Raw genomic sequence first — 25906 nt, 5'->3', positions numbered from 1 at the left:
GGCGGAACGCGGGCGTGACTCCGGGGCGGACTCGGGGACGGCGCCGGGGCGTGACTCCGGGGCGGACTCTGGCCGGGACTCCGGGGCGGATTCCGGTGGGCAATCCGGGCGGGACTCTGGGACGGAACCCGGGCGTGACTCCGGGGCGGATGCGTGGGTGGGTTCGGGGACGGAGCCCGGGGCGGATTCAGGGGCCGATTCGGGTGCGGGCTCCTGGACGGGCTCGGGTGCGGACTCAGGCGGGAGCGGTGAGCGGCCCTGCTCGAAGGGGCAGCAGGCGTGCGGCGAGGACGGGCGGGAATGCGCCTCGGCACGGGAACCCGGATCCTCCGGTTTCCGCAGGTCCTCGGGCTCCTCAGGCTCCTCCGGCTCGTCCACGTCCTCCGGCTCCTCTGGTTCGTCCACGTCCTCAGGCTCCGCCGGTTCGTCCACGGCCTTCGGCTCCACCGAATCCTTCACGTCCACCGGTTCTTCCGGCTCCGCCGGCTCGTCGACGTCAACCGGCTCCGTCGGCTCCTCCGGTTCCTCCGGCTCGGCCGGTTTCTCCAGCTCGGCCGGTTCCTCCAGCTCCTCCGGTTCAGGTTTCTCCAAGTCCTCCGGCGTCTGTGCTGACGGTGACGGTGGCGGTGACGAGTGTCGTGGGGGGTCGTGCGATGCGCCGACCGTGCAGGGGGGAGTGGAGGCCGGGGCGGGGGGCGCGTTCAGTGGGTCGGTGCCTGCGCTGGTCGTCGGGGGGCTGCTGATCGCGGCCGCGTGCGGCGGCGCGGCGTACCGGGTGTGGGGCGGCCGGCACCGCGCGGACGGCTGACCCGACGGCTCACGGACCGTACCGGCCCGGCTCGGCCCGGACAGCACACGGCACCACGGACTGCGCGGAGGCGGACATGCGGCGGAGGGATCCCGACGGCCACGGGCACTGCCCCGACCAGGACATACCCGCGGCCCACCGGGGACCGGCCCCGGCCGACGCCCCGGCCCGGGGACACGGCCCCGTCCGGTACGGCCCCGCGCTCCCCGACGACGGCCTGCCCGTCCTGCCCGAGCTCTCCGCCGTACTGGCCGCCGCGGCCGGCCGAGGAGGGGAGGAACCCGTCGGCGGCGGGCCGGCGCTGCTGGAGGCGGCCCGCGGCTACTGGGAGCGCCGCGGACTGCCCGCCCCGCCCGGCAGGGTGACCGCGGGACCCGGCGCCCCCGCCCTGCTGCTGGCGCTCACCGCGGCCCTCGGCGGTGACGTCCTCGTGCCGCGCCCCTGCGCCGCCTGGTGGGCGCCGTACGCCCGGCTGCTCGGCCGGCCCGTCTTCCACGTGCCCACCCCGGCCGAGTCCGGGGGCGCACCCGACCCGTACGCGCTGCTGGAGACCGTGCGCCGGGTCCGGGACGAGGGCGGTGACCCCCGGCTGCTGGTGCTGTCGGTCGCGGACGACCCCACCGCCACCGTCGCCCCGCCCGAACTCCTGCACGAGACCGTGGAGGCGGCCACCGGCGAGGGGCTGCACCTGGTCAGCGACGAGACCTGGCGCGACACCCTGCACGCCCCGCACGACACCGTGCTGCTCAGCCCCGCCGAGATGCACCCCGACCGGGTCACCGTCGTCGCCGACCTGGCCGGGGCCCTGCTGCCGCCCGGCTGGCCCGCCGCCGTCGCCCGCTTCCCGGAGGGCGACACCGCGAAGGCCCTGCACGCGCGCGTGCTCGACGTGCTCACCGCGATGGGCGCCCGGCTCGCCGGACCGGTCGCGGTCGCCGCCGGTTACGCGCTCGGCGAGCCCGAACCCGTCGTCGCCCGCAGGGAGGCCGCCGTCCGCCTGCACGCGCGCGTGGCCGCCGCCGCGCACACCGCGGTGGTCGCGGGCGGGGCGCTGGCCAGGCCGCCGCAGGCCGGCCGTCACCTGTACGCCGACCTGGAACCGCTGCGGGCCGCGCTCGGCGCGCAGGGGGTCGGCGACGCACAGGAGTTGGAGGACTTCCTCGGCGCCCGGCTCGGCATGCCCGCACCCGGCGGCCACCGCTTCGGCGACGACCTCGCCGCGCTGCGCGTCCGGATCGCCACCGGGCCGCTGCTCGGCACGACCGACGCCGAACGCCTGGAATGCCTCACGTCACCCGCACCGTTGGAACTGCCACACGTGCAACGCGCGTTGATGTCCTTGAGGTCGGTACTGGACGATCTCCGCGACGACGCTCAGCGATGGGAGCCTCCTCGATGACGCAGCAGACGCAAGAGTCAGGACCCGCCACGACGACCGCCCCCACCACGACCGCCCCCACCACGACGGTCCCCACCACGACGGTCCCCACGACGACCGCCCCGACCGCTGCCGGGCCCGCGGCCCCGGGAGCCGTGACGCGCGCGGCCCCGGCCTCCTCCGCGCCCGCGTTCCCGCCGCTCGCCGAACCCCGCCCGCTGGGTGAACTCCGGTTCTGGCCGCGGACCTTCCACGACCGGCTCACCGCCCCGCTGCCCGGCCTGGGGGCCATGGCCCGCTTCGCCCGCGAGGGCTCCGTCCGCCCCGGCCGGGAGGGGCTCGCCGACATCCGCCGACTGCCCTACGAACCCGGCCCGCTGCCCCGCGCCGACCCCGGCACGGTCGCCGTCACCTGGGCGGGACACGCCAGTTGGGTGGTCCGGATCGGCGGGCTGACCGTGCTCACCGACCCCGTCTGGTCCCGCCGTATCCTCGGCACCCCGGCCCGTATCACCCCGGTCGGCGTCCCCTGGGAGCGGCTGCCCCGCGTCGACGCGGTCGTCATCAGCCACAACCACTACGACCACCTGGACGCCCCCACCCTGCGCCTGCTCCCGCGCGACACACCCGTGTTCGTGCCGGCGGGCCTGGGCCGCTGGTTCCGGCGCCGCCGGTTCACCACCGTCACCGAGCTGGACTGGTGGGAGGCGGCCGAACTGTCCGGCGTCCGCTTCGACTTCGTCCCCGCCCACCACTGGTCCAAGCGCACCCTCACCGACACCTGTCGCAGCCTCTGGGGCGGCTGGGTCCTCACCGACCCCGACGGCGCACGCGTCTACTTCGCCGGCGACACCGGCTACGGCCACTGGTTCTCCCGTATCGGCCGCCGCTACCCCGGCATCGACCTCGCCCTCCTCCCCATCGGCGCCTACGACCCCCGCTGGTGGCTCAGCGACGTGCACTGCGATCCGGAGGAGGCGGTCAGGGCGACGGCGGACCTGGGCGCGAGGCGGATGGCCCCGATGCACTGGGGCACGTTCGTGCTGTCGGCGGAGCCGGTCCTGGAACCGCTGACGCGGGTACGGGCGGCCTGGGAGAGAGCGGGCAGGGACAGGGAGGACCTGTGGGACCTGCCGGTGGGCGCGTCGAAGGTGCTGGAGTGGAGCACCCCTTGAGAACCTCGCGGCGAGGCGTCACCCGGTGGATCGCGTCCGTCGCCACACACTCGGCGCCACGCTGATGGCCACGGTCAGACCCACCGCCGCCACCACCCCCTCCCACGGCTCCGGGAACAACGACCCGCCCAGGATCCCGATCACCTGATACGTCGCCGCCCACGCCAGACACGCGGGCAGGTTCCCGCGCGCGAAGCGCCGCAGCGGCCAGTCGGCCAGCAGGCACGCCAGCATCACCGGGATCCGGCCGGCCGGCACCAGCCGGGACAGCACCAGCACGGTGATGCCGTGGTCGGCCAGCTTCCCCTGCGCCTGCTCCAGCCGGTCCTGCGGCGCCCGCGCCCGGATCGCCTCCAGCCACCGCGACCCGTTCCTCGACCCCAGCCCGCGCCGCCCCAGCCAGTACAGCGCCGCGTCCCCCAGGAAGGCCGCCAGCGACGCCGTCACGAACACCAGCGCCAGCGCGAACGGCGCCGTCTGGTGGAACGCCACCACCGCCGCCGAACTGACCAGCGCCCCCGTCGGCACCACCGGAACCAGCGCCCCCACCAGCACCAGCAGGAACAGCGTCGGATAGCCGATCGCCTGCTGGGTGGACTCGGTGGACGGCGAGGTCGCGGCCGTGGAACCGGCGGCGGCCGCCATGACCACCAGCAGTCTCACCGTGCGACCTCCAGCCGTACACCCTCCCCGTGGCCGAGCTTGTGCACCGCCACCTCCGGCGCGCACTCGGCCGCGAGGCGCACGAACTCGTCGCCCGGCGCGTGGAACTCGTGCGGGCGCACCGCGTCCATGCCGATCGGCCAGTACGTGCCGTAGTGCACCGGCACCGCGCTGCGCGGCGCCAGCGCGGCCAGCGCCCGCGCCGCACGTCCCGCGTCCAGGTGTTCCTCCCCGAGGTAGGGGCCCCAGCCGCCGACCGGCAGCAGCGCCACGTCGACCGGCCCGACCGCCTCGGCCATCTCCTCGAACAGGCCGGTGTCACCGGCGAAGTAGGTGCGCGCCGCGCCCTCGACGACGTATCCGAGGGCGGGGGAGCGGTGCGGGCCCACCGGCAGCCGGCGGCCGTCGTGACGTGCGGGGACGACATGCACGACCAGCGGCCCGAGGTGGAGTTCGTCGCCGACGCCGACCTCGGTGAGGCGCAGGTGGCGCAGCCGCCGGAGCGCGGGCACCGCCCGTGGTGCGCCCCGGGGCACGAGTAGGCGCGTGCCCGGGGCGAGCGCGGCGAGCGAGGGGACGTGCAGATGGTCGGCGTGCAGGTGGGAGACGAGCGCGAGGTCCGCGTGGCGGGCCTCGGGCGGCGGCGGGGCGCCCCGGCGGCGGCGCAGGTGCGCCAGCCTGCGGGCGAACAGGGGATCGGTGATCACGCGTGTGCCCGAATCCTCGATCGTGCAGGTGGCGTGACCCCACCAGGTGATCTCCACCGGCACCTTCTTTGCCTCCTTCGCGCGACTCCCCGAAGCCTACGGGCAGGAGTATGGTCGGCGGCGAAACCCTGAGGTGAGGGGGACGCCATGGGACAGCTGCGGGGTGCCTACCGCGGGCTCGCGCCGGTACGGGTGACGGCGATCGCGAGTCTGACGCCCCTGGAGGAACTGGAGATCGACCCGTTCCTGGTCGACTCCCGCAGCCAGCACGCGATGTGCGCGCGCTGGGCCCTGGAGCACGGGTACGTCATCGCCCGCGAACTCCTCGTCCGGGGCCTGCGCCACGACCACAGCGCGCTGTGGACCGGTGTGCGGTCCGGCCTCGACCTCTTCGTGGCCCCCAGCCGACGGGTCCTGGAGAGCGCGCTGTCGTCGGTCGACGACTTCACCGCGGAGTGCACGCGGCGCGGGGTGCGGGTGGAGACCGTCGGCCGGGCCGAGCCCTGCTACGACGCCCAGATGAAGGCCAGTGTCCACCGCCGCCTGTCCATGCCGACGGCCGGGTACGACGGGAGGTGAGCCCGCTCGTTCCGTACCGCCGTGTGACAGTGTTGACGGAAGCAGACCCGCGGCCGGCGCGGGGCGCGGACGTGAGGTCGGTGGGGCGTGCGGTGGCGGCGGGTCGTCAGTCAGATCGGGCGGAGCGTCGTGGTGTGGGCGGTGTCCACCGTCACCATGCTGGTGCTCGCCGGGATCCTGCCCGACTTCCAGCTCCAGTCCGCCGACGGTGACAGCGCCACCCGGATCGCGGTGACCGCGGCCCTCGGCGCCGGCGCCTTCGGTGTGCTGTCGGCCGTCGTGTGGCCCCTGCTCGTCCGGTTGCTGCTGCTGGTGCCCGCCCTCGTGCTCGGCCTGCTGGTCTTCTTCCTGAACGGCTCCCTGCTCCTCGTCGCCCTGCGCATCAACCCCTCCGGGCAGAGCGCGGCCGCGCCGGAGACCGCCGTGATCGTGGCCGCCGTGATGTCCGCGGTCGCCTCCGCGACGGGCGGCGCGCTCGCGGTCCGCGACGACGACGCCTACCGGCGCCGGCTCTCCCGGCTCGCCACCCGCCGCCGCAGATCCCACCCGCCCTGTCCGGACGCCCCCGGCACCGTCTTCCTCCAGTTCGACGGCGTCGGCCACGACGTTCTCACCGCCGCCGTCGCCGAGGGCCTGATGCCCACGGTCGCCCGCTGGCTCGCCACCCCCGCCCCCGCCCCCACCCGAGACCCCGTCCAGGGCCCGACCCAAGGTCCTGGCCCCACACACGGCCCCACGCAAGGCCCCACACATGGCCCCACGCAAGGCCCCGCCCAGGGCCTCACCCAGGGCCCCACCCACCGGCTGACCGCCTGGCGCACCGACTGGTCCAGCCAGACCGGCGCCAGCCAGCTCGGCATCCTGCACGGCTCCAACTTCGACGTCCCCGCCTTCCGCTGGTACGAGAAGGAGCACCGGGAGGTGGTGGTCTGCAACCGGCCGACCAGCGCCGCCGAACTCCAGCGCCGGGCCGTCGAGCGCACCGCCGACGGGGGACTGCTCACCCTGGACGGCGCCAGCCGCGGCAACCTCTTCAGCGGCGGCGCCGGCGAACAGGCCCTCGTGCTGTCCATCGCCGCCCGCCGCCGAGGCCGGGAGAATCGTTCCCGCGCGGGCTATTTCGCCTACTTCTCCGACCCCGCCAACGCCGTCCGCACCGCCCTCTCCTTCTTCGCCGAGGTCGGCCGCGAGATCGCCCAGTCCACCCGGGCCCGGCTCCGCAAGCAGCGCCCGCGCGTCAGGCGCGGCGGCCTCTACCCCTTCGTCCGCGCCTTCGCGACCGTCGTCGAGCGCGATGTCGTCGTCGCCGCCGTCATGGGCGACCTGCTCGCCGGCCGCAGCGCCGTCTACGCCGACCTGGTCGCCTACGACGAGGTCGCCCACCACTCCGGGCCGCACAGCCGCGACGCCCGTAAGGTGCTGCAACGCCTCGACCGCGCGCTCGCGCTGATCGAGAAGGTCGCCGAGCACGCCCCGCGGCAGTACCGGATCGTCGTCCTCTCCGACCACGGCCAGAGCCCCGGCGAGACCTTCCGCTCCCGTTACGGACTCACCCTCGGCGACCTGGTCCGGGCCGGCTGCGGGCTGCACGTGCCGCGCCGGGCCGAGCGCACGCACAGCGGTACCGAGGCGCGGGCCGCCGTCCGCGCGGCCCTGCGCCGGCCCGTCGAGGAGGGCGGCGAGCGGCACCGCCCCACCCGGCGCTCCGAGCCGATCGTGCTCGCCTCCGGCAACCTCGGCCTGATCTCCTTCCCCGACGTGCCGCACCGGATGACCAAGGAGGAGCTGGACGCCCGCTACCCGGCGCTGCTCACCACCCTCGCCAACCACCCGGGCGTCGGCTTCCTGCTGGTCAGAAGCGCGGAGCACGGCGGGGTCGTGCTCGGCGCGTACGGCGCGGAGATCCCGCTCGACCGGCTCGACGGCCATCCGGGACCGCTGGTCCCGTTCGGGCCGGGCGCCGCGGACGCGGTACGCCGGACCCACTCCTTCCCGCACACCGCCGACATCATGGTCAACTCCTGGTACGACCCCGAGGACGGCGAGGTCCTCGCCTTCGAGGAGCAGATCGGCTCGCACGGCGGCCTCGGCGGCGCCCAGGCCCGCCCCTTCCTGCTCTCGCCGCTCGGCTTCTCCCCGCCGGCGGACCGGGAGCTCGTCGGCGCCGAGGCCGTGCACCGGGTACTGCGCCGCTGGCTCCGGGAGGCCCACGGACCGCAGGTCCCCCTGCCGGAGGAGGAACAGGCCGCGTAGCCCGCGCCGAGGCGTCCTACCCGAACGAACCCACCAGGGTCTCGAAGCCCGCGTCGTCGCAGTAGGACACCGCGCGGGCCTCGGCCCCGGAGTCGCCGCCGACCGCGTCGACGGTGTCGTCGAGGATGCGGGTGCCACCGCTGTCCAGGCCGGCCCGGTCGAGCTTTCCGGCGGCCCGGACGACCGTCCGTCCCACCGACGCGGGGTCCGCCCCGCCCGGCGCCGTGGCGTGCGCCGCGTCCTGCCAGGACCCGAGCGCGGTGCAGTACTCCCGCCGCCACTCCTCGGCCCGCGCCGGATCCTGCGACGAACAGCCGCTCACCAGAACACCGGCGGCCACGGCCACGACAGCCCCCTCGACGATCCGCCCGACCCTGACCCCGACCTCGCGCCTGAATCGCATGAACATGCCCTCCCCGCATACGACGGCACAGGGTACGCGGACATCGGCCGACCGGGTTCAGCTGCGGGCCCAGAACCCCGACCGCACCCTGCCGAACTCGTTCATCACGCGGATCGCGGGGCCGGGGCCGTCACCGTGGCCGTCGCTGAACGACACGAAGGCGCCCAGACCGTCGGCGAGCGTCATGAACTTGCGCAGGGTCACCGAGTCGTCCCTGAACTCCGGGGCCGGGAGCCGGCTGTGCACGTGCTGCAACGCGCTCACGTGGCGCTCCAGCCTCTTCTTCGCCGCGTCCTTGTCACGGTCGTACAGATCGTCCAGCGCGTAGAAGGTGACCTCGCTGGTCCACAGCCCGATGCCGTGCACCATCACCGTCTCCTCCGCGAGCGTGTGCCCCCGGGCCAGATCGAGGGTGTGCCGGCGGCTCTCGCGGGCCTGGGTGTCGACGTACTGCACCACCGCCGTTCCCAGGCTCGACGGATCGTGTGCGGCGGGCACCCTGACCTCCAGGACCACCCAGTACGTCTCCTCGAAGGCGAGGTCCGGGGCGAAGATCCTGATGCCGTGCTCGTCGGTGACGATGTCGGGCAGTGCCGCGGTGCCGTAGTCCTGCCGGGCCAGGGCACCCGCCTGCCGTACCTCCTGGAACACCGCGGCCCTGGCCCGGGGGTCGGTCACCAGGTCGTGCCCGTACATGTGCCAGACCTCGACGGCCGGGTCGATGTCCAGCCGGAGTTGGATGTCGATCGCCGCCAGATGGTCCCTCCGGTTCAGATCGCCTAGGAGGTCGGTCTGAACCTGCTCGGGGCGGGTGACGAAGGTCGAGTGACCTCCGGCCAGGCCCGCCAGCGCGGCGAGTTCGGGCATCCGGGCGTCGGAGCCGAAGCCGAAGCAGGACAGGGTGAGATCACCGCGCAGCCGGGCCGCGATGTTGGTGCGGATCCTGATCCAGTCGCGTTCGCCGGAGGTCGGGTCGCCGTCCGAGAAGAGGTAGAGGCAGTTGACCGTACGGCCGCCCGCGGCGTTGCGGCTGATCTCGTCGATGCCGTAGCCGACGCCGAGGTTGATGTCGGTCCCGCCGCCGGCTCTGAGACCGGACAGGGCCGCGGTGAACGCACCGGACCTGTCGAGGGCCTCCTTCGTCGCGGAAGGCAGCACGGTGCGCACCGTGTGGTCGAAGGTGATGATGCCCAGGCAGTCCGTGGGGCTGAGTCGGCCGTAGATGGTGTGCAGGGCGGACTTGACGGTGTCGAGCTTGGCGCCGGACATCGAACCGCTGGTGTCCACGACGAACACGAAGTTGACCGGCAGCGGCTGGGCGGCGGGGCCTGGGGCGGCCGGAGTCCGGGCGGCCTTCACCGCGATCTCCACGAAGTGGGTCGTCGCCTCGTTGGCCTTGAACTCCCCGGAGACGGCGGCGAGCCCGTGACTCACCGAGACCGCCTCCCCGGTCTCGGGGCCGGGCACCTGCCCGTCACGGGACACCAAGAAGTCGTCGAACCGGATGTGCTCCTGGCCGATGATCACGCCTTGCTCGATCAGCTCCTTCGCCCCGAGCACGGAGCGCGTCCCGAAGGCGTTGTTCCGCCGGACGTAGAGGCCGTCGCGGGGGAGGGGGCGGCTGGTGTCGCGGGGGGTGTGACCGGGGCCGCGCGGCGGCGGGTACGCGGCGGACGTGGGTGCGGCGGGCGCGGAGAGGCGGTGCGAGTCGTAGCTGTACGACCTCGGCATCGCGCTCATGGGGGCCGCCGTCGCGTGTTCGTCGCGGCCGGGCGGCGCGGAGGTGTCGGGCTCGCGCATGCTCCCCACCACGAGCGACTCCGGCCTGCCCCGCATGCTCTCCAGGTCCCTGAGGTGCGGTCCGGTGATGTCGGCGGGCGTCGTCGGACCGGGCGCGCCCAGGGGCTCCGGGCGATCGAACCGGCCCGGCGCCGCCGCTCCACGGGTGACGCGTCGCGGCTCCCAGGAGACGACCGGCACACCTCGCTCCAGCCACGACCACAGCATCGAATCGGGATCCGACGGGTCCGGGGCGGGCACGTCCGGGTGGATGAGCACGGTCGCCGTCCGTCGGCCGTAACCGGTGAGCCTGCGGACCAGCCGGATCGAGTCCGGCAGACCCTCGGTGCCGGTGAGCGTGTGTTCGATGCTGAGGCCGAGCCGGTCCGCGACCTCCCGGCGGGCGGCCGGCGGCACCCCGGGGGCGGCCCATACGATCGCCTGATGGCCGAGCAGCCCTACGAGCCCGTCCTCCGCCGTGGCCCGCGCCGGGGTGCACATCCACAGGCCCGCCCCGGCACGGAGTAAGTTCCACACCGCGCCCCCGCTCCCCGGGCCCGTCGCCGTGCGGTACGGCCCTGGGCGGACCAGGAGCACGGCCTCGGGATGTTCCGCGAGCAGCGCGTCGACCTCCTCCGGTGTCCGGGCCGCCGTCTCCAGCGGGGCCAGCGTCAGCTCGGCGGCCCAGGCGCGTACCTTCCGTTCCTCCTCGGCCGTGGCACCCGGCTCCGGGCCTGCGTACAGGATCGCCGTTCGTGCCGCGGCCCCCGTGCTGTCTTCACTCGGCATGAGATCTCTCCGTCGTGCGCGTGGGGAGCGGACACCGCGTCTCCAGCTGCGTGCGTGTGCGCATCCCGCTGTCATCGAACATGTTTTCCGCCCGGAGCCGCCTCAGCCAGGCGTCGAGGTCGGCGCTGAGCCCTGTGCTGTCGTCCGCCAGGCGCGCGGCCCGGTCCCGTCCCGCCGTGTCGTTGCCGAGCAGCAGGAGTGCGATCTTCAGGGCGAGGCTGTGCGGGCTCGTCCGGTCGAGCTGCAACGCCTCCTCGACGTATCCCGATGCGACCACGAGATTGCCCCGGGCCAGGGCGATCCGTGCCTTCCAGTACCAGAACTCCTCCGACTCCCGGTCCAGCCGCGAGGCCTCCAGGGCGCGTTCCGCCGCGTCGGGCTCGTCGGCCTCCACATGACGGCGCACCGTCGTCAGAGAGCGTTCGGCCCGGTCTGTCCCGGCAGGCGCGCGCGAGGCGGCGGTGGCCACCCTGACCACGATGAGCAGAGCCGCCAGCAGGAACAGCAGCAGCATGCCCACCAGCACCAGGAACTGCAGTACGCCCCTGCTCTCGGCGAGCGTCGCGAAGACGCCGAGGATTGCGATGACGAACGCCAGCACGACGACCGCGCCGAACAGCGCGGTGGCCTGCGCGGAGCTCAGGGTCCGGAACATCCGGTTGCGGATGATGTCGCGTACGAGATCCCGGTACAGCAGGTACAGAACGCCGAGGGCGATCCCACCAAATCCGGCTATTCCCCCGAGGACTTGGAAGAGTTCCACCATGGGAGGGACTGTAGGGCTTCCGATTGTCGTCCGGCACCGGATTCACAGACCTTTCCCGGCAGGTCGACGCCTCGATCGACGGGTGGAGGACGGGTGGATGTGATCGGATGGGGGGTCCCAAGGAACAGCCTGAATTCGGAAGGATTCACCGTGGCAACCACGCGCACCGCACACACCGTCTGGGAAGGCAGTCTTCTGGAGGGCAACGGTGTCATCACCTTCGACTCCTCCGGCATCGGCCAGCAGCCGGTGACGTGGGCCTCGCGCTCGCAGGAGGCGAACGGCAAGACCAGCCCCGAGGAGCTGATCGCGGCCGCCCACTCCAGCTGCTTCTCCATGGCCCTGTCGCACGCCCTGGCCGGCGCCGGCACCCCGCCCACCAAGCTGGTCACCAACGCCGACGTCACCTTCCAGCCGGGTGAGGGCATCACCGGGATCCACCTGACCGTCGAGGGCGCGGTCCCCGGCCTGGACGAGGCCGGCTTCGCCGCGGCCGCCGAGGACGCCAAGAAGAACTGCCCGGTCAGCCAGGCCCTGGCCGGCACCACGATCACCCTCGACGCGAAGCTCGCCTGACCTTCGCCTCCCCTCGCGATGCCGCGTCCCGCCCGGCGGGACGCGGCATCGTCGTTCCCCGGGGTACCCGGCATTGACAACGGCCCGCTCAAGTTTTGTGCTGGAGTCGGGGACGCCCGGGCGGAAGGGGACGGACATGGCACGCGCGGTCGGTATCGACCTCGGTACGACGAACTCGGTGGTGGCGGTCCTGGAGGGCGGTGAGCCCGCCGTCGTCGCGAACGCCGAGGGGGCGCGCACCACCCCGTCGGTGGTGGCCTTCGCGAAGAACGGCGAGGTGCTGGTCGGCGAGGTCGCCAAGCGGCAGGCGGTGACCAACGTGGACCGCACCGCGCGCTCGGTGAAGCGGCACATGGGCGACGCGGCCTGGCGGTTCCCGGACGGCGGCTCCGTGGACGGCACCCGGTTCCGGGCCCAGGAGCTGTCGGCGCGGGTGCTGCAGAAGCTGAAGCGGGACGCCGAGGCCTACCTCGGCGAGGACGTCACCGACGCGGTGATCACCGTGCCGGCGTACTTCGACGACGCCCAGCGGCAGGCCACCAAGGAGGCCGGGGAGATCGCCGGCCTGAAGGTGCTGCGGATCATCAACGAGCCGACGGCCGCCGCGCTCGCCTACGGCCTCGACCGGGGCGAGGAGCAGACCGTCCTCGTCTTCGACCTCGGCGGCGGCACCTTCGACGTCTCCCTGCTGGAGATCGGCGACGGCGTGATCGAGGTCAAGGCCACCAACGGGGACACCCTGCTCGGCGGCGACGACTGGGACCAGCGGATCGTCGAGCACCTCGTGAAGCGGTTCAAGGGGCAGCACGGCGTCGACCTCGGCAACGACAGGATGGCGGTGCAGCGGCTGCGCGAGGCCGCGGAGAAGGCGAAGATCGAGCTGTCGTCGTCCACGGAGACCTCGGTCAACCTGCCGTACGTCACCGCCTCCGCCGAGGGCCCGCTGCACCTGGACGAGAAGCTGACGCGGGCCCAGTTCCAGGAGCTGACGGCGGACCTGCTGGACCGCTGCAAGAAGCCGTTCCACCAGGCCGTCAAGGACGCCGGCGTACCGCTGTCCGCGATCGACCACGTCATCCTGGTCGGCGGCTCGACCCGGATGCCCGCGGTCAGCGACCTGGTCAGGGAACTCACCGGCAAGGACCCGCACAAGGGGGTCAACCCCGACGAGGTGGTCGCGGTCGGGGCGGCCCTCCAGGCGGGCGTCATCCGCGGGGACGTGAAGGACGTACTGCTGCTCGACGTCACCCCGCTGTCCCTGGGGATCGAGACCAAGGGCGGCATCATGACCAGGCTGATCGAGCGCAACACCACGATCCCGACCCGCCGTTCGGAGATCTTCACCACCGCCACCGACAACCAGCCCTCGGTCGGCATCCAGGTCTACCAGGGCGAGCGGGAGATCGCCGCCTACAACAAGAAGCTCGGCGTCTTCGACCTGACCGGTCTGCCGCCGGCACCGCGCGGTGTGCCGCAGATCGAGGTGGCCTTCGACATCGACGCGAACGGGATCATGCACGTCTCGGCGAAGGACCTCGCCACCGGCCGCGAGCAGAAGATGACGGTGACCGGCGGCTCCGCCCTGCCCAAGGACGACATCGACCGCATGATGCGCGAGGCCGAGCAGTACGCCGACGAGGACCGCAGGCGCCGGGAGGCGGCGGAGACCCGGAACCAGGCGGAGCAACTCGTCTACCAGACCGAGAACTTCCTGCGGGAGAACGCGGAGCGGGTGCCGGCCGACACCAGGGCCGACGTGGAGACGGCGATCACCGAGCTCAGGGCACTGCTGGAGCGCGACGCCGACACCGCGGAGCTGAGGCAGGGCGTGGAGCGGCTGGCGACGGTCAGCCAGCGGGTCGGGCAGGCCATGTACGCGAGTGCCTCCGGCGGTTCGGCCGAGCGGCAGCGGGCGCCGGAAGCCGACGAGGAGGGCGTGGTGGACGCCGAGATCGTGGACGACGAGAAGGGCACGGCCGGGTAGGCGCCGCCGGAACGGGACGGGTCAGCGGCGGGTCGTTTCCCAGCCCCGGCGGTCCGGGCGGGGACCCAGCTGCCTCGGGTCCCTGCTGCGGTACACCACGTACGGGCGGAAGAGGTACTGGAGCGGGGCGCTGAACATGTGGACCAGGCGGGTGTAGGGGACCAGGGCGATGAGGACCATGCCGACGACCGCGTGGACCTGGTAGAGCACCGGGACGTCCGCCATCAGCTCCGTCCGCGGCCGCAGGGTGAACAGGCTTCGGGCCCAGGGGGCGATCGTCCGGCGGTAGTCGTAGCCGTCGCCCGAGGTATGGCTCAGCTTGGCCGTCATGCCCAGCACGATCGCGGCCACCAGGAACAGGTACATCGCCTTGTCGTTGGCCGTGGTGGCGCGGAAGACGGGGGCGCGGGTGCGGCGGCGGTAGATCAGCAGGGCCAGGCCGGCCACCGTGAGGACGCCCGCGAGGGTGCCGCCGTAGAGGGACAGCAGGTGGTAGGCGTGCTCGCCGACGCCGAGCGCCTGCGTCCAGGACGCCGGGACGAACAGCCCGACGAGGTGGCCGGCGAGGACGAAGAGGATGCCGTAGTGGAAGGCGGGGGAGGCGATGTTGAGCAGCCTGGACTCGTGGACCTGGGACGAGCGGGTGGTCCAGCCGTACTTGTCGTAGCGGTAGCGCCAGACCAGGCCGGCCACGAGGAGGGCGAAGGCGATGTAGGGGAGGGCGCCCCACAGCAGGGTGGTCATCCGCGCCGCCCCTTGCACACGGTCGGCAGCGCGTCGCACACCACGCGGACGACACTGGCGTACGGCGTACCGCACTCCGTCAGCCGGACCCGCAGCCGCTCCAGCGCGTCCCGGTGCTCGGTGAGCAGGTCGGTGTTGCCGGTGCGGGCGGTGAACTCCAGCACGGCGGGCAGGAAGTCGGGGAGTTCCTCGCCGGTGAACTCCATGCCGTACGCCTTGTAGACGTCCTTGAAGCGGACCAGGGACATGCCCCGGCGGCGGGTGTCGCCGTCGTGCCACCAGCTGAGGTAGAGGCTGTGCCGGTTCCTGAAGTCGAAGACCTCCACGTAGTGCGCGGCCAGCTCCTGCGGTGGTGTCACCGACGCGTGGTCGGTGAACTCCCGCAGTTGCGGGGCGGCTTCGCGCAGCAGCGGCAGCCTTGCCGTGAAGTCGTCGTCCGGGTAGGTGAGGCAGAGCGCCGCCGCCTGGTAGAACACCGCGTCCGCGGGCATCAGTCCTCCTTCGCCTGGTCGGGGGTGTCGGCGGTCTGCCGTCTGCGCAGGGCGTGGAAGTTCTCCACCGACACCAGGGGGAGCAGGGTGCGTCCCGAGTCCTGGCCGAAGGGGCCGTCGCCGCCCATGCCGGGGCCGCCGTCGTAGTCGAGGCTGCACCCCTCGGGCAGCGCGGACTCCTCCAGCCGGCGGGCGTCGCCGACGGCCGCCGTCGGGATCACGTACCGGTCCTCGTACTTGGCGATCGCCAGCAGCCGGTACATCTTCTCGATCTCCTGCGGGGTCATTCCGACGGCGGCGCAGGTCCGCGGGTCGGGTTCCTCGCCGAGGTTGAGCGAGCGCATGTGGGAACGCATCGCCGCGAGCTTCTCCAGGCAGGAGCGCACCGGGGCGGTGTCGCCCGCGGTGAACATCTCGGCGAGGTACTCGAGCGGGATGCGGAGCGTGTCGATCGCGGCGAACAGGTTGCCGGCGTCCTCGCCGTCGTGGCCGGTACCGGAGAGCGCGTCCACGACCGGGGACAGGGGAGGGATGTACCAGACCATCGGCATGGTGCGGTACTCCGGGTGCAGCGGCAGCGCCACCCGGTACTCGCTGATCAGCGCCCGGACCGGGGAGCGGCGGGCCGCCTCCATCCAGTCGTACGGGATGCCCGCCGCGTCGCAGGCGGCCTGCACACCGGGATCGTGCGGGTCGAGGAAGACCCCCAACTGGGCCTCGTACAGAGCCTTCTCGTCCTTGGTCTCGGCCGCCGCCGTCACCTTGTCCGCGTCGTAGAGGACCACCCCGAGATAGCGCAGCCGGCCCACGCAGGTCTCCGAGCAGACCGTCGGCAGACCGACCTCCAGCCGTGGGTAACAGAGCGTGCACTTCTCGGCCTTGCCGGTCGCGTGGTTGAAGTAGACCTTCTTGTACGGGCATCCGGTCACGCACATCCGCCAGCCCCGGCAGCGGTCCTGGTCGACCAGGACGATGCCGTCCTCGGCCCGCTTGTACATCGCCCCGGACGGACAGGACGCCACGCAGGACGGGTTGAGGCAGTGCTCGCAGATCCGCGGCAGATAGAACATGAAGGTCTGCTCGAACTCGAACCGCACCTTCTCGGAGGCCTGTTCGCGGGTGCGCTCGACCATCGGGTCGAGGTCGCCGTAGGTGGGCGCGCCGGCCAGGTTGTCGTCCCAGTTGGACGACCACTCGATCTTCATCGGCTTGCCGTCGAGCTGCGAGACCGGCCGCGCCACCGGGTAGTCGTCGCCGAGCGGGGCGTCGGTGAGGTTCCGGTAGTCGTACGTCCAGGGCTCGTAGTAGTCCTTGATCTCCGGGAGCCTCGGGTTGGAGAAGATCCCGGCGAGCTTGTGCAGCCGTCCGCCCGCCTTGAGCTTCAGCGCGCCGCGCCGGTTCAGCTCCCAGCCGCCGCGCCAGGTCTCCTGGTCCTCGTAGCGGCGCGGGTAGCCCTGCCCGGGACGGGTCTCGACGTTGTTGAACCAGACGTACTCCATGCCCCGCCGGTTGGTCCACGCCTGCTTGCAGGTGACCGAACAGGTGTGACAGCCGATGCACTTGTCGAGGTTCATGACCATCGCGATCTGGGCCATGGGACGCATCAGTACTCGACCTCCTGGCTGCGGCGCCGGATCACCGTCACCTCGTCGCGCTGGTTGCCCGTCGGGCCCAGGTAGTTGAAGGCCCAGGACAGCTGGGCGTAGCCGCCGATCAGGTGCGAGGGCTTGAGGATCAGCCGGGTCAGCGTGTTGTGGATGCCGCCGCGCATGCCGGTGGTCTCCGCCTTCGGGACGGCCACCGTGCGTTCCTGCGCGTGGTGCATGTAGACCGTGCCGGCCGGCATCCGGTGCGAGACCACCGCGCGGGCCACCACCACGCCGTTGCGGTTGACCGCCTCGATCCAGTCGTTGTCCGCGACCCCGATGGCGTCCGCGTCCTCGGGGGACATCCAGATGTTCTGGCCGCCCCGGGAGAGCGCGAGCATGAACAGGTTGTCCTGGTACTCGGAGTGGATGGACCACTTGTTGTGCGGGGTGAGGTAACGGACCGTCACCTCGCGCTGCCCGTCCGGGCCGAGCCGCGGTTCGCCGAAGAGCCGGTGCATGTCGAGCGGCGGCCGGTAGACCGGCAGCGCCTCGCCCAGCTCGTGCATCCAGTCGTGGTCGAGGAAGAGGTGCTGGCGGCCGGTGAGGGTGTGCCAGGGCTTGAGGTGCTCGGTGTTGAGGGTGAACGCCGTGTACCTGCGGCCGCCGGACTCGCTGCCCGACCACTCCGGCGAGGTGATGACCGGAACCGGGGCCGCCTGGGTGTCGGCGTAGGTGACCCGCTTGCCCTCGTGCTCGGCGGCGAGATGGGCCATCTCCTGCCCGGTGCGCCGCTCCAGGGTCCGGAAACCCTGGGTGGCGAGCCGTCCGTTGGTGGTGCCGGACAGCGCCAGGATGGTGTTGGCCGCCTTCACCGCCGTGTCGAGGGACGGCCGGCCCTGGTACCCGGTGCCGTTCAGCTCCCGCAGGTAGGCGACCTCCTGGTCCGGCTGGAGGGCGATTCCCTTGGCGGGCAGGCCGAGCTGTTCCACCAGCGGGCCGAGCGCCGCGAACTTGGCGCCGATCGCCGTGTAGTCCCGCTCGACCACCGTCAGGTTCGGCATGGTCTGCCCGGGGACCGGCTCGCACTCGCCGCGCTTCCAGTCCCGCACCACCCCGCCCGGCTGGGCGATCTCGCCCGGTGTGTCGTGCTGGAGCGGCGCGGCCACCAGGTCCTTGCGCACCCCGAGGTGGCGCACGGCCAGCTCGCTCAGCCGCTCCGCGAGCGCCTTGAAGGCGTCGAAGTCGGTGCGCGCCTGCCAGGGCGGGTCCACCGCCGGGGTGAAGGAGTGGACGTACGGATGCATGTCCGTCGACGACAGGTCGTGCTTCTCGTACCAGGTGGCGGCGGGCAGCACGACGTCCGACAGCAGGGTGGAGGAGGTCTGCCGGAAGTCCAGCGAGAGCAGCAGGTCGAGCTTGCCCTCGGGCGCCTCGTCCCGCCAGACCACGTCACGCGGGCGCTCCCCGGGGGCCGCCTCCTCGGCGCGCAGCGAGGAGTGTGTGCCCAGCAGGTGCCTGGTGAAGTACTCGGCGCCCTTCGCCGAGGAGCCGAGCAGATTGGCCCGCCACAGGGTGAGCACCCGCGGCCAGTTCTCCGGCGCGTCCGGGTCCTCGCACGCGAACCTCAGGGTCCCCGCCCGGAGTTCGGCGACCGCTGTGGCCACCGGGTCACCGAACGCCTGGCCCAGTTCGAGGGGGTTGCGGTCGAAGGTCGGGTACGACGGCATCCAGCCCGAGCGGGCCGACAGCGCGAGGCAGTCCGCGCCGGTCATCCCGGCGAAGGCGCCCCTGCCCAGCGGGGAGGCCAGGACGTCGGCGCCGAACCGGTCGTAGCGCCACTGGTCGGTGTTGAGGAACCAGTACGCGGTGCCGATCATCTGGCGCGGCGGCCGGGACCAGTCGCCCGCGGAGGCCAGCGAGGCCCAGCCGGTCGACGGGCGGCACTTCTCCTGGCCGACGTAGTGCGCCCAGCCGCCCCCGTTGCGGCCCTGGCAGCCGGTCAGCTGGAGCAGGGCCAGGAAGGCGCGGTAGATGGTCTCCGAGTGGAACCAGTGGTTGGTGCCGGCGCCCATCAGGATCATGCAGCGGCCCTTGGAGCGCTCCGCGGTCCGCGCGAACTCCCGCGCGATCTTGACGCACTTGGCGGCCGGGACCGAGGTGTGCCGCTCCTGCCAGGCCGGGGTGCCCGGGGTGCGCGCGTCCTCGTAGTGGGTGGGCCAGCTGCCCGGCAGCCCGTGCCGCCAGACGCCGTACTGGGCGAGCAGCAGATCGTAGACGGTGGTCACCAGCGGGCCGTCCGGGCCGCCGAGCCGGGTCGCCGGCACCGCGCGCCGCAGGACGTCGCCGCGGCCCTGGCCGTGTTCGCCGCCCTCCGTGTCGAAGCGCGGCAGGAGCACCTCGACACCGGCCGCGAACTCGCTGCCGTACAGACTCAACTGCGGCTCGATGTCGCCCAGTTCGAGGTTCCAGCGGCCCTTGCCCGTCTCGGTCCAGCGAAAGCCCAGGGAGCCGTTCGGGACGACCGCGCGGCCGGAGGCGGAGTCCAGGACGACCGTCTTCCACTCGGCGCCCTCGCCTTCCTGGCCGAGGTCGGCCGCGCGCAGGAACTTGCCCGGCACGTACGCGCCGTCCCGTTCGGTGAGCGTCACGAGGAAGGGCAGGTCGGTGAACTTCCTCACGTAGTCCGTGAAGAACGGCGTCTCACGGTCGACGAAGAACTCCTTGAGGATGACGTGCCCCATCGCGAGGGCCAGCGCGCCGTCCGTGCCGGGGTGCGGGTGCAGCCACTCGTCGGCGAACTTGGCGTTGTCCGCGTAGTCGGGGGCGACCACCACGACCTTCTGGCCGCGGTAGCGGGCCTCCGCCATCCAGTGGGCGTCCGGGGTACGGGTCACCGGGACGTTCGAGCCCCACATCATCAGATAGGCCGCGTCCCACCAGTCGCCCGACTCCGGCACGTCGGTCTGGTCGCCGAAGACCTGCGGGGAGGCGACGGGCAGGTCGGCGTACCAGTCGTAGAAGGAGAGCATCGGGGCGCCGATGAGCGAGTGGTAGCGGGCGCCCGCCGCGTGGGACACCATCGACATCGCCGGGATGGGGGAGAAGCCGGCGATGCGGTCCGGGCCGTACGTCCTGATGGTGTGCACCTGGGCGGCGGCGACGATCTCCACCGCCTCGTCCCAACTCGCCCTCACCAGGCCGCCCTTGCCGCGAGCCCGCTGGTAACGGCGGCGGCGCTCCGGGTCGTTCTGGATGTCGGCCCACGCCAGGACCGGGTCCGTGAGCCGCTGCTTCGCCTCCCGGTACATCTCCAGCAGCACGCCCCGCACGTACGGGTGGCGCACCCGCGTCGGCGAGTACGTGTACCAGGAGAACGCGGCACCGCGCGGGCAGCCGCGCGGCTCGTACTCGGGGCGGTCGGGGCCGACCGACGGGTAGTCCGTCTCCTGGGTCTCCCAGGTGATGATCCCGTCCTTGACGTACACCTTCCAGCGGCAGGAGCCGGTGCAGTTCACCCCGTGCGTGGAGTGCACGACCTTGTCGTGGCTCCAGCGGTCCCGGTAGAAGGCGTCCGCCTCCCGGCCACCGGTCAGGGCCACACTGTGCAGGTCGGGCGAGGGCGTGCCGGGCCGGAAGAACCGGGCGGCGCCCAGCAGCGCCGCGCCCGGCTCCTTCGGGGGTGTCTCCGTGTCCGTCACCTGCGCTCCCTTGCTCACCCTGTCGCTTCGACGCTAGGGGCGGGCGCGGGAACGCACCTGTTCAAGGCACCCGGACGGGTCAGACCTTGCGGGCCACCGCGCCGTACACGGGCACGATGCCCTCCTGCTGGAGGGCCACGTCCTCGGGGGCCGGGCGCCAGCCGGAGACCGGGATCACCCCGGGTCCGAGCAGCTTCAGGCCGTCGAAGAAGCGGGCGAACGCGGGCAGCGCGCGCGGGTGGAAGGGCGTGCCGCCGCGCCGGAAGTTCGCGGCCGCCTGCTCGACGGCCGCCGGGCTGAGGTCCGGGGTGACCTGGGAGAGGATCAGGTGGCTGCCCGGGGCGAGCGCCTCGACGTACCGGCTCAGCAGGCCGTACACGTCGTCACCGGCCGGGTCGTCGTCGAGGTAGTGGGTCAGCGCCACCAGCGACAGGCAGACCGGCTGCCCGAAGTCCAGCGTCTCGGCGGCCCGCGCCAGCAGGGTGTCGATGTCGCGGACGTCCGCGTGCACGTACGCGGTGCTGCCCTCCGGCGTGCCCCGCAGCAGCGCCTCGGCGTGCCGCGGCACGATCGGGTCGTTGTCCGCGTACACCACCCTCGACTCCGGCGCGACGCCCTGCGCCACCTGGTGCGGATTGGGCTCGGTGGGGATGCCGGTGCCCAGGTCCAGGAACTGCCGGGTGCCGGACTCGGCGACGGCGCGCACCGCCCGCTGCATGAACCGGCGGTTGGCGCGCGCCCCGCGCAGCACCGTGCCGTCCACGGCGAGGATCCTGCGGGCGAGTTCCTCGTCCACGGGGTAGTTGTCCTTGCCGCCCAGCCACCAGTCGTACACCCGCGCCGGATGCGGCCGGCCGGTGTCGACGGCGGTGGGCGCGGGCTCGGATGCGGTCACTGTGTCTGCTCCTCAGAGTTTGTCGAGGTACTCCCGCAGCAGTTCCGCGGTCCGCTGCGCCGACGCCGCCCGGGCCGTCATGTGGTCCAGGACCTCCAGATGGGCCCCTACCTCGTCACGGGAGTCCAGGTACAGCGCGCCGGTCAGGTACTCGGTGAAGACCATGTCGGGCAGCTCGGGCTCGGCGAACCGGAACAGTGTGAACGGCGCGTACGTCCCCGGGTGCGGGCCGCTCGCGAACTCGGCGATCTGGAGCGTGATCCGGTCCCGCTCGACGAAGGCGAGCAGCTTGTCGACCTGGTCGCGCATCACCGTGGGGTCGACGCTGACCGGGCGCCGCAGCACCGTCTCGTCCATGATCACCCACAGGTGGGGCGGATCGTCCTGCTCCAGCAGCCGCTGCCGGGTCATCCGCAGCGCCACGTGCCGCTCCACCGCGGTGGGATCGGCGTGGCCGATCGTGCCGGCCTCCATCACGGCCCGCGCGTACGCCTCGGTCTGCAACAGCCCGGGGAAGAAGTGCGGTTCGTAGGAGCGGACGACGCGCGCGGCCCCCTCCAGACTCACGTACATGCTGAACCAGTCCGGCAGCACGTCGTGGAACCGCTGCCACCAGCCCGGCTGGTTGGCCTCCTCGGCCAGCCGCACGAACGCGGCCTGTTCCTCCTCGGCCACCCCGTACGTCTCCAGCAGCACCTGCACGTACGGGATCTTCAGCGCGACCTCGGCCATCTCCATCCGCCGTACGGTCGCCTGGGCCACCCTCAGTACCTGGGCCGCCTCGTCACGGCCCAGACCCGCCGCCTCACGCAGTTCCTGAAGCCGTTTTCCGAGCACGACCTGACCTACGGTGGGCGCAGCACGCCGCTCACTCACGCCACGCCTCCCCTTACGTGCACAAGTACGGGGAGCAGTGTGCCACGCGTTGCCGCCTCGCACACGCGGTCGAGCCAGACTCACGGGCGAACCGACGTTTCAACACGGGACACTTGGGTCACCCGGCCGACTCGGAGACCGTCACCGTCCGTCACCGTCCTTCGGTGTGCCTAGCGTCGGGACCGGCGCTCCGAACGACGGCACCCGGTGCCCGCGCCACGCGCGCGGGTCGCGGACGCGCGGCGCCGGACCCTCGGGGCCCGCCCGTGGCAGGCTGGTCGGGTACCCGCCGGTCACAGGGAAGGAAACCGCGCCATGGCCGTCGTACCGCTGCCGCAGGAGGAGATCGAGGACCGGCTGGCCGCACTGCCCGGCTGGTCGCTGGACGGCGACCGGCTCGCCCGCGCCTACCGCCTCGACTCGCACTTCGCCGCCACCGCCCTGGTCGTGCACATCGCCCGCATCCAGGACGAGCTCGACCACCACTCCGACCTCACCCTCGGCTACCACACCGTCACCCTCACCGTGAACACCCACAGCGTCGGCGGCGCCGTCACGGACCTGGACTTCGCGCTCGCCCGCAAAGTGGAGGACATCGCCCCAGGCCACGGCGCACACTGAGGCATGTGCTCGACTACGACGAGGAAGCCGGCCGCTACGACGCCTCGCGCGGCGGTGAGCCCCGCGCCGAGGCGGCCGCCGACGCCGTCCTCAGCCTGATCCCCGACCGCCCCCGGCACCCCGGCGGCGGCCCGGACCGTCCCGGCCGGCTCCTCGACCTCGCCTGCGGCACCGGCATCGTCACCCGCCGTCTGGCCGCGGCCCGCCCCGCGCTCCGGGTCACCGGCGCGGACCGCGCCCACGGCATGGCCCGGATGGCGGCGGACCGGATGCCGGGCCGCGTGCTGCTGGCCGACAGCCGCCGACTGCCCTTCCCGGACGGCACGTTCGACGCGGTCACCACCGTCTGGCTGCTCCACCTCATCGAGGACCCCGCCGGGATCCGCGCGATCGTCGGCGAGTGCGCGCGGGTGCTGCGGCCCGGCGGCGTCTACGTCACCACCGTCGACAAGGCCGCCGCGCACGACGTCGGCAGTGACATCGACGCGGTCCTCGCCCCGCGCCCGCGCCGCCCGGCCCCCGACGCCGCCGGACACGTGACCGCGCAGGCCGTGGCGAGCGGTCTGCACCCGGCCGGGCAGGCCGCCTTCACCGGCGTCGGCCAGGGCCGCAGCCCCCGCTCCACCATCGCCGACCTGCGGCGCGGCTGGTTCACCCTGCTGCGGCCCGGCGATCCGCGCATCGAGCACTTCGCCGAGCGGCTCGCGGCCCTGCCGGACCAGGACCGCCGCCGCCCCGACCCCCGCTTCGCCGTCCGGGCGTTCACGAAACCGGCGGTGGGCCGGGGCGAGATCACGCCCCGACTGGCCGAAAGACACGGCAACTCCGGTGCGGACGGCTGCGACTGACAGCAGAACCCGTCCGACTCCCGGAAGGTACCCCACGTGCAGCACCCGCATCGCAGACGACGTTCCGCGGCCCTGGCCGCGCTCATCACCGCGGCCGCCCTGGTCGGCGCAGGGCTGACCGCCCTGTCCGCCGGCCCCGCCGCGGCGGCCACCGCCCGCCAGGTCGAGGCCCTCGACCGGGGCGTGGTCAGCGTCCACACCGACGCCGGCAACCTGGTCAGCTGGCGCTGGCTCGGCACCGACCCCGACGGCGTCTCCTTCAACGTCTACCGCGCCGGTACGAAGGTCAACCCGACCCCGGTCACCGGCTCCACGAACTACTTCCACTCCGGCGCCCCGGCCCAGGCGGACTACACGGTCCGCGCCGTCGTCGACGGCGTCGAACAGGCCGACTCGGTCCACGCGATCCAGTTCCGCGCCGGCTACAAGGACGTCCCCCTCACCCCGCCGGCGGGCGGGACCACCCCCGACGGCGTCTCCTACACCTACGAGGCCAACGACGCCTCGGTGGCCGACCTCGACGGCGACGGAGCCCTGGACTTCGTCCTCAAGTGGCAGCCCACCAACGCCAAGGACAACTCCCAGTCCGGGTACACCGGCGACACGATCCTCGACGGCGTCAAGCTCGACGGCACCCGCCTGTGGCGCATCGACCTGGGCCGCAACATCCGCTCCGGCGCCCACTACACGCAGTTCCAGGCCTACGACTACGACGGCGACGGCAAGGCGGAGATCGCCCTGAAGACCGCCGACGGCACGGTCGACGGCACCGGCGCGGTGATCGGCGACTCGACGGCCGACTACCGCAACTCCAGCGGCTACGTCCTGTCCGGTCCCGAGTACCTGACCATGTTCAACGGGCAGACCGGCAAGGCCATGGGCACGGTCGACTACGTCCCGGCACGCGGCACGGTCTCCTCGTGGGGCGACTCGTACGGCAACCGGGTGGACCGCTTCCTCGCCGGCACCGCCTACCTCGACGGCTCCCGGCCCTCGCTGATCGAGGCGCGCGGCTACTACACCCGTACCGTCGTCGCGGCCTGGGACTGGCGGGGCGGCGCCTTCACCCGCCGCTGGACCTTCGACACCAACTCCTCCACCAACAGCGGCAAGGGGTACGACGGCCAGGGCAACCACCAGTTGTCGGTCGCGGACGTCGACGGCGACGGCAAGGACGAGATCGTGTACGGCTCGATGGCCGTCGACGACAACGGCTCCGGCCTGTGGACGACCAAGAACGGCCACGGCGACGCCATGCACGTCGGCGACCTGGACCCGTCCCGGTCCGGCCTGGAGGAGTTCAAGGTGGACGAGGACAGCTCCAAGCCCTCGTCCTGGATGGCCGACGCGAAGACCGGCGAGATCCTCTGGTCCACCGACGCCGACGGCGACAACGGGCGGGGCGTCTGCGGGGACATCTGGGCGGGCAGCGCCGGCGCCGAGTCCTGGTCCTCGCACGCGGACGGCGTCCGCGACCCCAAGGGCACGGTGGTCGCCGACCGCAAGCCCTCCAGCATCAACTTCCTGTCCTGGTGGGACGGGGACACCGTCCGCGAACTCCTCGACGACACCCACATCGACAAGTACGGCACCTCGTCCGACACCCGCCTGCTGACCGGCGCCGGTGTCCACTCCAACAACAGCACCAAGGCGACCCCGTCGCTGTCCGGGGACATCCTCGGCGACTGGCGCGAGGAGGTCGTCTGGCCGACCACGGACAACACGGCCCTGCGGATCTACTCGACGCCGTACGAGACGAGCACCAGGATCACCACCCTGCTCCACGACACCCAGTACCGCACCGCCCTGGCCTGGCAGAACACCGCCTACAACCAGCCGCCGCACCCGAGCTTCTTCATCGGCGACGGGATGGCCACGGCGCCGCGGCCCGCGGTCTACACCCCCTGAGGGCCCGCGGTCTGAAACCCCTGAGGCAGGGGAGGGCGCGTGCCCCCGCGGCACGCGCCCGCCCGCCTCACCGGGACTCCGGCGGCTGCTCCAGGTGCGTGGCGAGGACGGCGGCCTGCACCCGGCGCTGGACGCCCAGCTTGGCGAGCAGCCGCGAGATGTGGTTCTTCACGGTCTTCTCGGAGAGGTAGAGCTTCCGGCCGATCTCGCGGTTGGTGAGACCGTCGCCGATCAGGGCGAGGATGTCGCGCTCGCGGGGCGACAGGCTGGCCAGCTCGGCGGGCACGGAGGGCGTCTCGGCGGGCTCGGCGCGCAGCGAACGCATCAGCCGGGCCGTGGTCGCCGGGTCCAGCATCGACTGGCCGGAGGCCACCGT

Annotated in this window: 22 protein-coding genes; 10 read left to right on the top strand and 12 right to left on the bottom strand. The window is 72.8% G+C overall.

What is annotated here, in order from left to right:
* Positions 1–300: 300 nt before the first annotated feature.
* The 3 genes from ACZ619_RS32885 (at position 301) to ACZ619_RS32875 (ending at position 3361) form a co-directional block, all read left to right on the top strand.
* On the top strand, positions 301–612 hold the full coding sequence (locus ACZ619_RS32885; RefSeq protein WP_469606737.1) for a hypothetical protein: 312 nt from the start codon (positions 301–303) through the stop codon (positions 610–612).
* A 272-nt stretch (positions 613–884) separates the two neighbouring features.
* Positions 885–2207, top strand: coding sequence for an aminotransferase class I/II-fold pyridoxal phosphate-dependent enzyme (locus ACZ619_RS32880; RefSeq protein WP_469606734.1), 1323 nt, complete (start codon positions 885–887; stop codon positions 2205–2207).
* Entirely contained in the window at positions 2204–3361 is a 1158-nt protein-coding gene (locus ACZ619_RS32875; RefSeq protein ID WP_469606731.1) for an MBL fold metallo-hydrolase, read from the top strand. Before ACZ619_RS32880 ends, ACZ619_RS32875 begins: the two co-directional genes overlap by 4 nt.
* 18 nt (positions 3362–3379) lie before the next feature.
* Here ACZ619_RS32875 and ACZ619_RS32870 read toward each other — a convergent pair whose 3' ends face one another.
* Positions 3380–4006: a DedA family protein gene (locus ACZ619_RS32870; protein ID WP_469606896.1), complete on the bottom strand. Its 627-nt coding sequence runs from the start codon at positions 4004–4006 to the stop codon at positions 3380–3382.
* 14 nt (positions 4007–4020) lie between these two features.
* Complete coding sequence (locus ACZ619_RS32865) at positions 4021–4794, bottom strand: MBL fold metallo-hydrolase (RefSeq protein ID WP_469606729.1); 774 nt, start codon at positions 4792–4794, stop codon at positions 4021–4023.
* Positions 4795–4878: 84 nt separating this feature from the next.
* On the opposite strand from ACZ619_RS32865, the gene ACZ619_RS32860 reads away from it, so the two are divergent.
* Both ACZ619_RS32860 and ACZ619_RS32855 read left to right on the top strand, forming a co-directional pair.
* A complete protein-coding gene (locus tag ACZ619_RS32860; RefSeq protein ID WP_469606727.1) occupies positions 4879–5310 on the top strand; it encodes a hypothetical protein in 432 nt (143 codons plus the stop codon).
* A 132-nt stretch (positions 5311–5442) separates the two neighbouring features.
* Positions 5443–7563, top strand: coding sequence for a PT domain-containing protein (locus tag ACZ619_RS32855; protein ID WP_469606893.1), 2121 nt, complete (start codon positions 5443–5445; stop codon positions 7561–7563).
* A 16-nt stretch (positions 7564–7579) separates the two neighbouring features.
* On the opposite strand, the gene ACZ619_RS32850 is transcribed toward ACZ619_RS32855, so the two are convergent.
* The 3 genes from ACZ619_RS32850 to ACZ619_RS32840 are packed head-to-tail and all read right to left on the bottom strand — an operon-like array spanning position 7580 to position 11300.
* The gene (locus ACZ619_RS32850; RefSeq protein WP_469606724.1) at positions 7580–7966 is read right to left on the bottom strand and encodes a hypothetical protein; all 387 of its coding nucleotides are present in this window, start codon (positions 7964–7966) and stop codon (positions 7580–7582) included.
* A 57-nt stretch (positions 7967–8023) separates the two neighbouring features.
* Positions 8024–10534, bottom strand: a complete 2511-nt coding sequence (locus tag ACZ619_RS32845) for a VWA domain-containing protein (RefSeq protein WP_469606721.1) — start codon at positions 10532–10534, stop codon at positions 8024–8026.
* Entirely contained in the window at positions 10524–11300 is a 777-nt protein-coding gene (locus ACZ619_RS32840; protein WP_469606720.1) for a hypothetical protein, read from the bottom strand. Before ACZ619_RS32840 ends, ACZ619_RS32845 begins: the two co-directional genes overlap by 11 nt.
* 150 nt (positions 11301–11450) lie before the next feature.
* On the opposite strand from ACZ619_RS32840, the gene ACZ619_RS32835 reads away from it, so the two are divergent.
* Together ACZ619_RS32835 and dnaK are read left to right on the top strand one after the other, a co-directional pair.
* Positions 11451–11876, top strand: coding sequence for an OsmC family peroxiredoxin (locus tag ACZ619_RS32835; protein ID WP_469606717.1), 426 nt, complete (start codon positions 11451–11453; stop codon positions 11874–11876).
* Between the two features lie 136 nt (positions 11877–12012).
* Positions 12013–13860 (top strand): molecular chaperone DnaK, encoded by a 1848-nt coding sequence (dnaK, locus tag ACZ619_RS32830; protein ID WP_469606714.1) that lies wholly within the window; start codon positions 12013–12015, stop codon positions 13858–13860.
* Positions 13861–13881: 21 nt separating this feature from the next.
* Here dnaK and narI read toward each other — a convergent pair whose 3' ends face one another.
* From narI to ACZ619_RS32800, 6 genes are all read right to left on the bottom strand, one after another.
* Positions 13882–14604 (bottom strand): respiratory nitrate reductase subunit gamma, encoded by a 723-nt coding sequence (gene narI / locus ACZ619_RS32825; RefSeq protein WP_469606711.1) that lies wholly within the window; start codon positions 14602–14604, stop codon positions 13882–13884.
* Positions 14601–15095 carry a nitrate reductase molybdenum cofactor assembly chaperone gene (gene narJ / locus ACZ619_RS32820; RefSeq protein WP_469606708.1) on the bottom strand — a complete coding sequence of 165 codons (495 nt, stop codon included), beginning with the start codon at positions 15093–15095 and terminating at the stop codon, positions 14601–14603. Before narJ ends, narI begins: the two co-directional genes overlap by 4 nt.
* Entirely contained in the window at positions 15095–16699 is a 1605-nt protein-coding gene (gene narH / locus ACZ619_RS32815) for a nitrate reductase subunit beta (RefSeq protein ID WP_469606706.1), read from the bottom strand. Before narH ends, narJ begins: the two co-directional genes overlap by 1 nt.
* Positions 16699–20382 (bottom strand): nitrate reductase subunit alpha, encoded by a 3684-nt coding sequence (locus ACZ619_RS32810; protein WP_469606703.1) that lies wholly within the window; start codon positions 20380–20382, stop codon positions 16699–16701. The genes narH and ACZ619_RS32810 overlap by 1 nt, the downstream gene beginning before the upstream one ends.
* A 79-nt stretch (positions 20383–20461) precedes the next feature.
* Positions 20462–21277 (bottom strand): SAM-dependent methyltransferase, encoded by an 816-nt coding sequence (locus ACZ619_RS32805; protein WP_469606701.1) that lies wholly within the window; start codon positions 21275–21277, stop codon positions 20462–20464.
* A gap of 12 nt (positions 21278–21289) precedes the next feature.
* Positions 21290–22153 carry a helix-turn-helix domain-containing protein gene (locus ACZ619_RS32800; RefSeq protein WP_469606699.1) on the bottom strand — a complete coding sequence of 288 codons (864 nt, stop codon included), beginning with the start codon at positions 22151–22153 and terminating at the stop codon, positions 21290–21292.
* Between the two features lie 315 nt (positions 22154–22468).
* Between ACZ619_RS32800 and ACZ619_RS32795 the strand changes: the two genes are divergently transcribed.
* From ACZ619_RS32795 to ACZ619_RS32785, 3 genes are read left to right on the top strand one after another with little or no spacing between them, the layout of a single operon-like run.
* On the top strand, positions 22469–22774 hold the full coding sequence (locus tag ACZ619_RS32795) for a 4a-hydroxytetrahydrobiopterin dehydratase (RefSeq protein WP_469606697.1): 306 nt from the start codon (positions 22469–22471) through the stop codon (positions 22772–22774).
* Positions 22775–22779: 5 nt separating this feature from the next.
* A complete protein-coding gene (locus ACZ619_RS32790; RefSeq protein ID WP_469606694.1) occupies positions 22780–23622 on the top strand; it encodes a class I SAM-dependent methyltransferase in 843 nt (280 codons plus the stop codon).
* 36 nt (positions 23623–23658) lie between these two features.
* Positions 23659–25530 carry a rhamnogalacturonan lyase gene (locus ACZ619_RS32785; protein WP_469606691.1) on the top strand — a complete coding sequence of 624 codons (1872 nt, stop codon included), beginning with the start codon at positions 23659–23661 and terminating at the stop codon, positions 25528–25530.
* A gap of 67 nt (positions 25531–25597) precedes the next feature.
* On the opposite strand, the gene ACZ619_RS32780 is transcribed toward ACZ619_RS32785, so the two are convergent.
* Positions 25598–25906: LuxR C-terminal-related transcriptional regulator (locus tag ACZ619_RS32780; protein ID WP_469606688.1), on the bottom strand; the 309-nt coding region annotated here is incomplete at its 5' end.

This window comes from Streptomyces sp. NPDC104367, assembly GCF_055583825.1.
Note: the sequence above shows the minus strand (reverse complement) of the source record. Positions and strands in the feature narration are given on the sequence as shown.

Coding starts and splice junctions, on each gene's coding strand:
- ACZ619_RS32845 (WP_469606721.1), bottom strand. CDS start 10,534: ATGCCGAGTGAAGACAGCACGGGGGCCGCGGCACGAACGGCGATCCTG.
- narH (WP_469606706.1), bottom strand. CDS start 16,699: ATGCGTCCCATGGCCCAGATCGCGATGGTCATGAACCTCGACAAGTGC.
- ACZ619_RS32860 (WP_469606727.1), top strand. CDS start 4,879: ATGGGACAGCTGCGGGGTGCCTACCGCGGGCTCGCGCCGGTACGGGTG.
- ACZ619_RS32795 (WP_469606697.1), top strand. CDS start 22,469: ATGGCCGTCGTACCGCTGCCGCAGGAGGAGATCGAGGACCGGCTGGCC.
- narI (WP_469606711.1), bottom strand. CDS start 14,604: ATGACCACCCTGCTGTGGGGCGCCCTCCCCTACATCGCCTTCGCCCTC.
- dnaK (WP_469606714.1), top strand. CDS start 12,013: ATGGCACGCGCGGTCGGTATCGACCTCGGTACGACGAACTCGGTGGTG.
- ACZ619_RS32875 (WP_469606731.1), top strand. CDS start 2,204: ATGACGCAGCAGACGCAAGAGTCAGGACCCGCCACGACGACCGCCCCC.
- ACZ619_RS32880 (WP_469606734.1), top strand. CDS start 885: ATGCGGCGGAGGGATCCCGACGGCCACGGGCACTGCCCCGACCAGGAC.
- ACZ619_RS32840 (WP_469606720.1), bottom strand. CDS start 11,300: ATGGTGGAACTCTTCCAAGTCCTCGGGGGAATAGCCGGATTTGGTGGG.
- narJ (WP_469606708.1), bottom strand. CDS start 15,095: ATGCCCGCGGACGCGGTGTTCTACCAGGCGGCGGCGCTCTGCCTCACC.
- ACZ619_RS32870 (WP_469606896.1), bottom strand. CDS start 4,006: ATGGCGGCCGCCGCCGGTTCCACGGCCGCGACCTCGCCGTCCACCGAG.
- ACZ619_RS32850 (WP_469606724.1), bottom strand. CDS start 7,966: ATGCGATTCAGGCGCGAGGTCGGGGTCAGGGTCGGGCGGATCGTCGAG.
- ACZ619_RS32885 (WP_469606737.1), top strand. CDS start 301: ATGCGCCTCGGCACGGGAACCCGGATCCTCCGGTTTCCGCAGGTCCTC.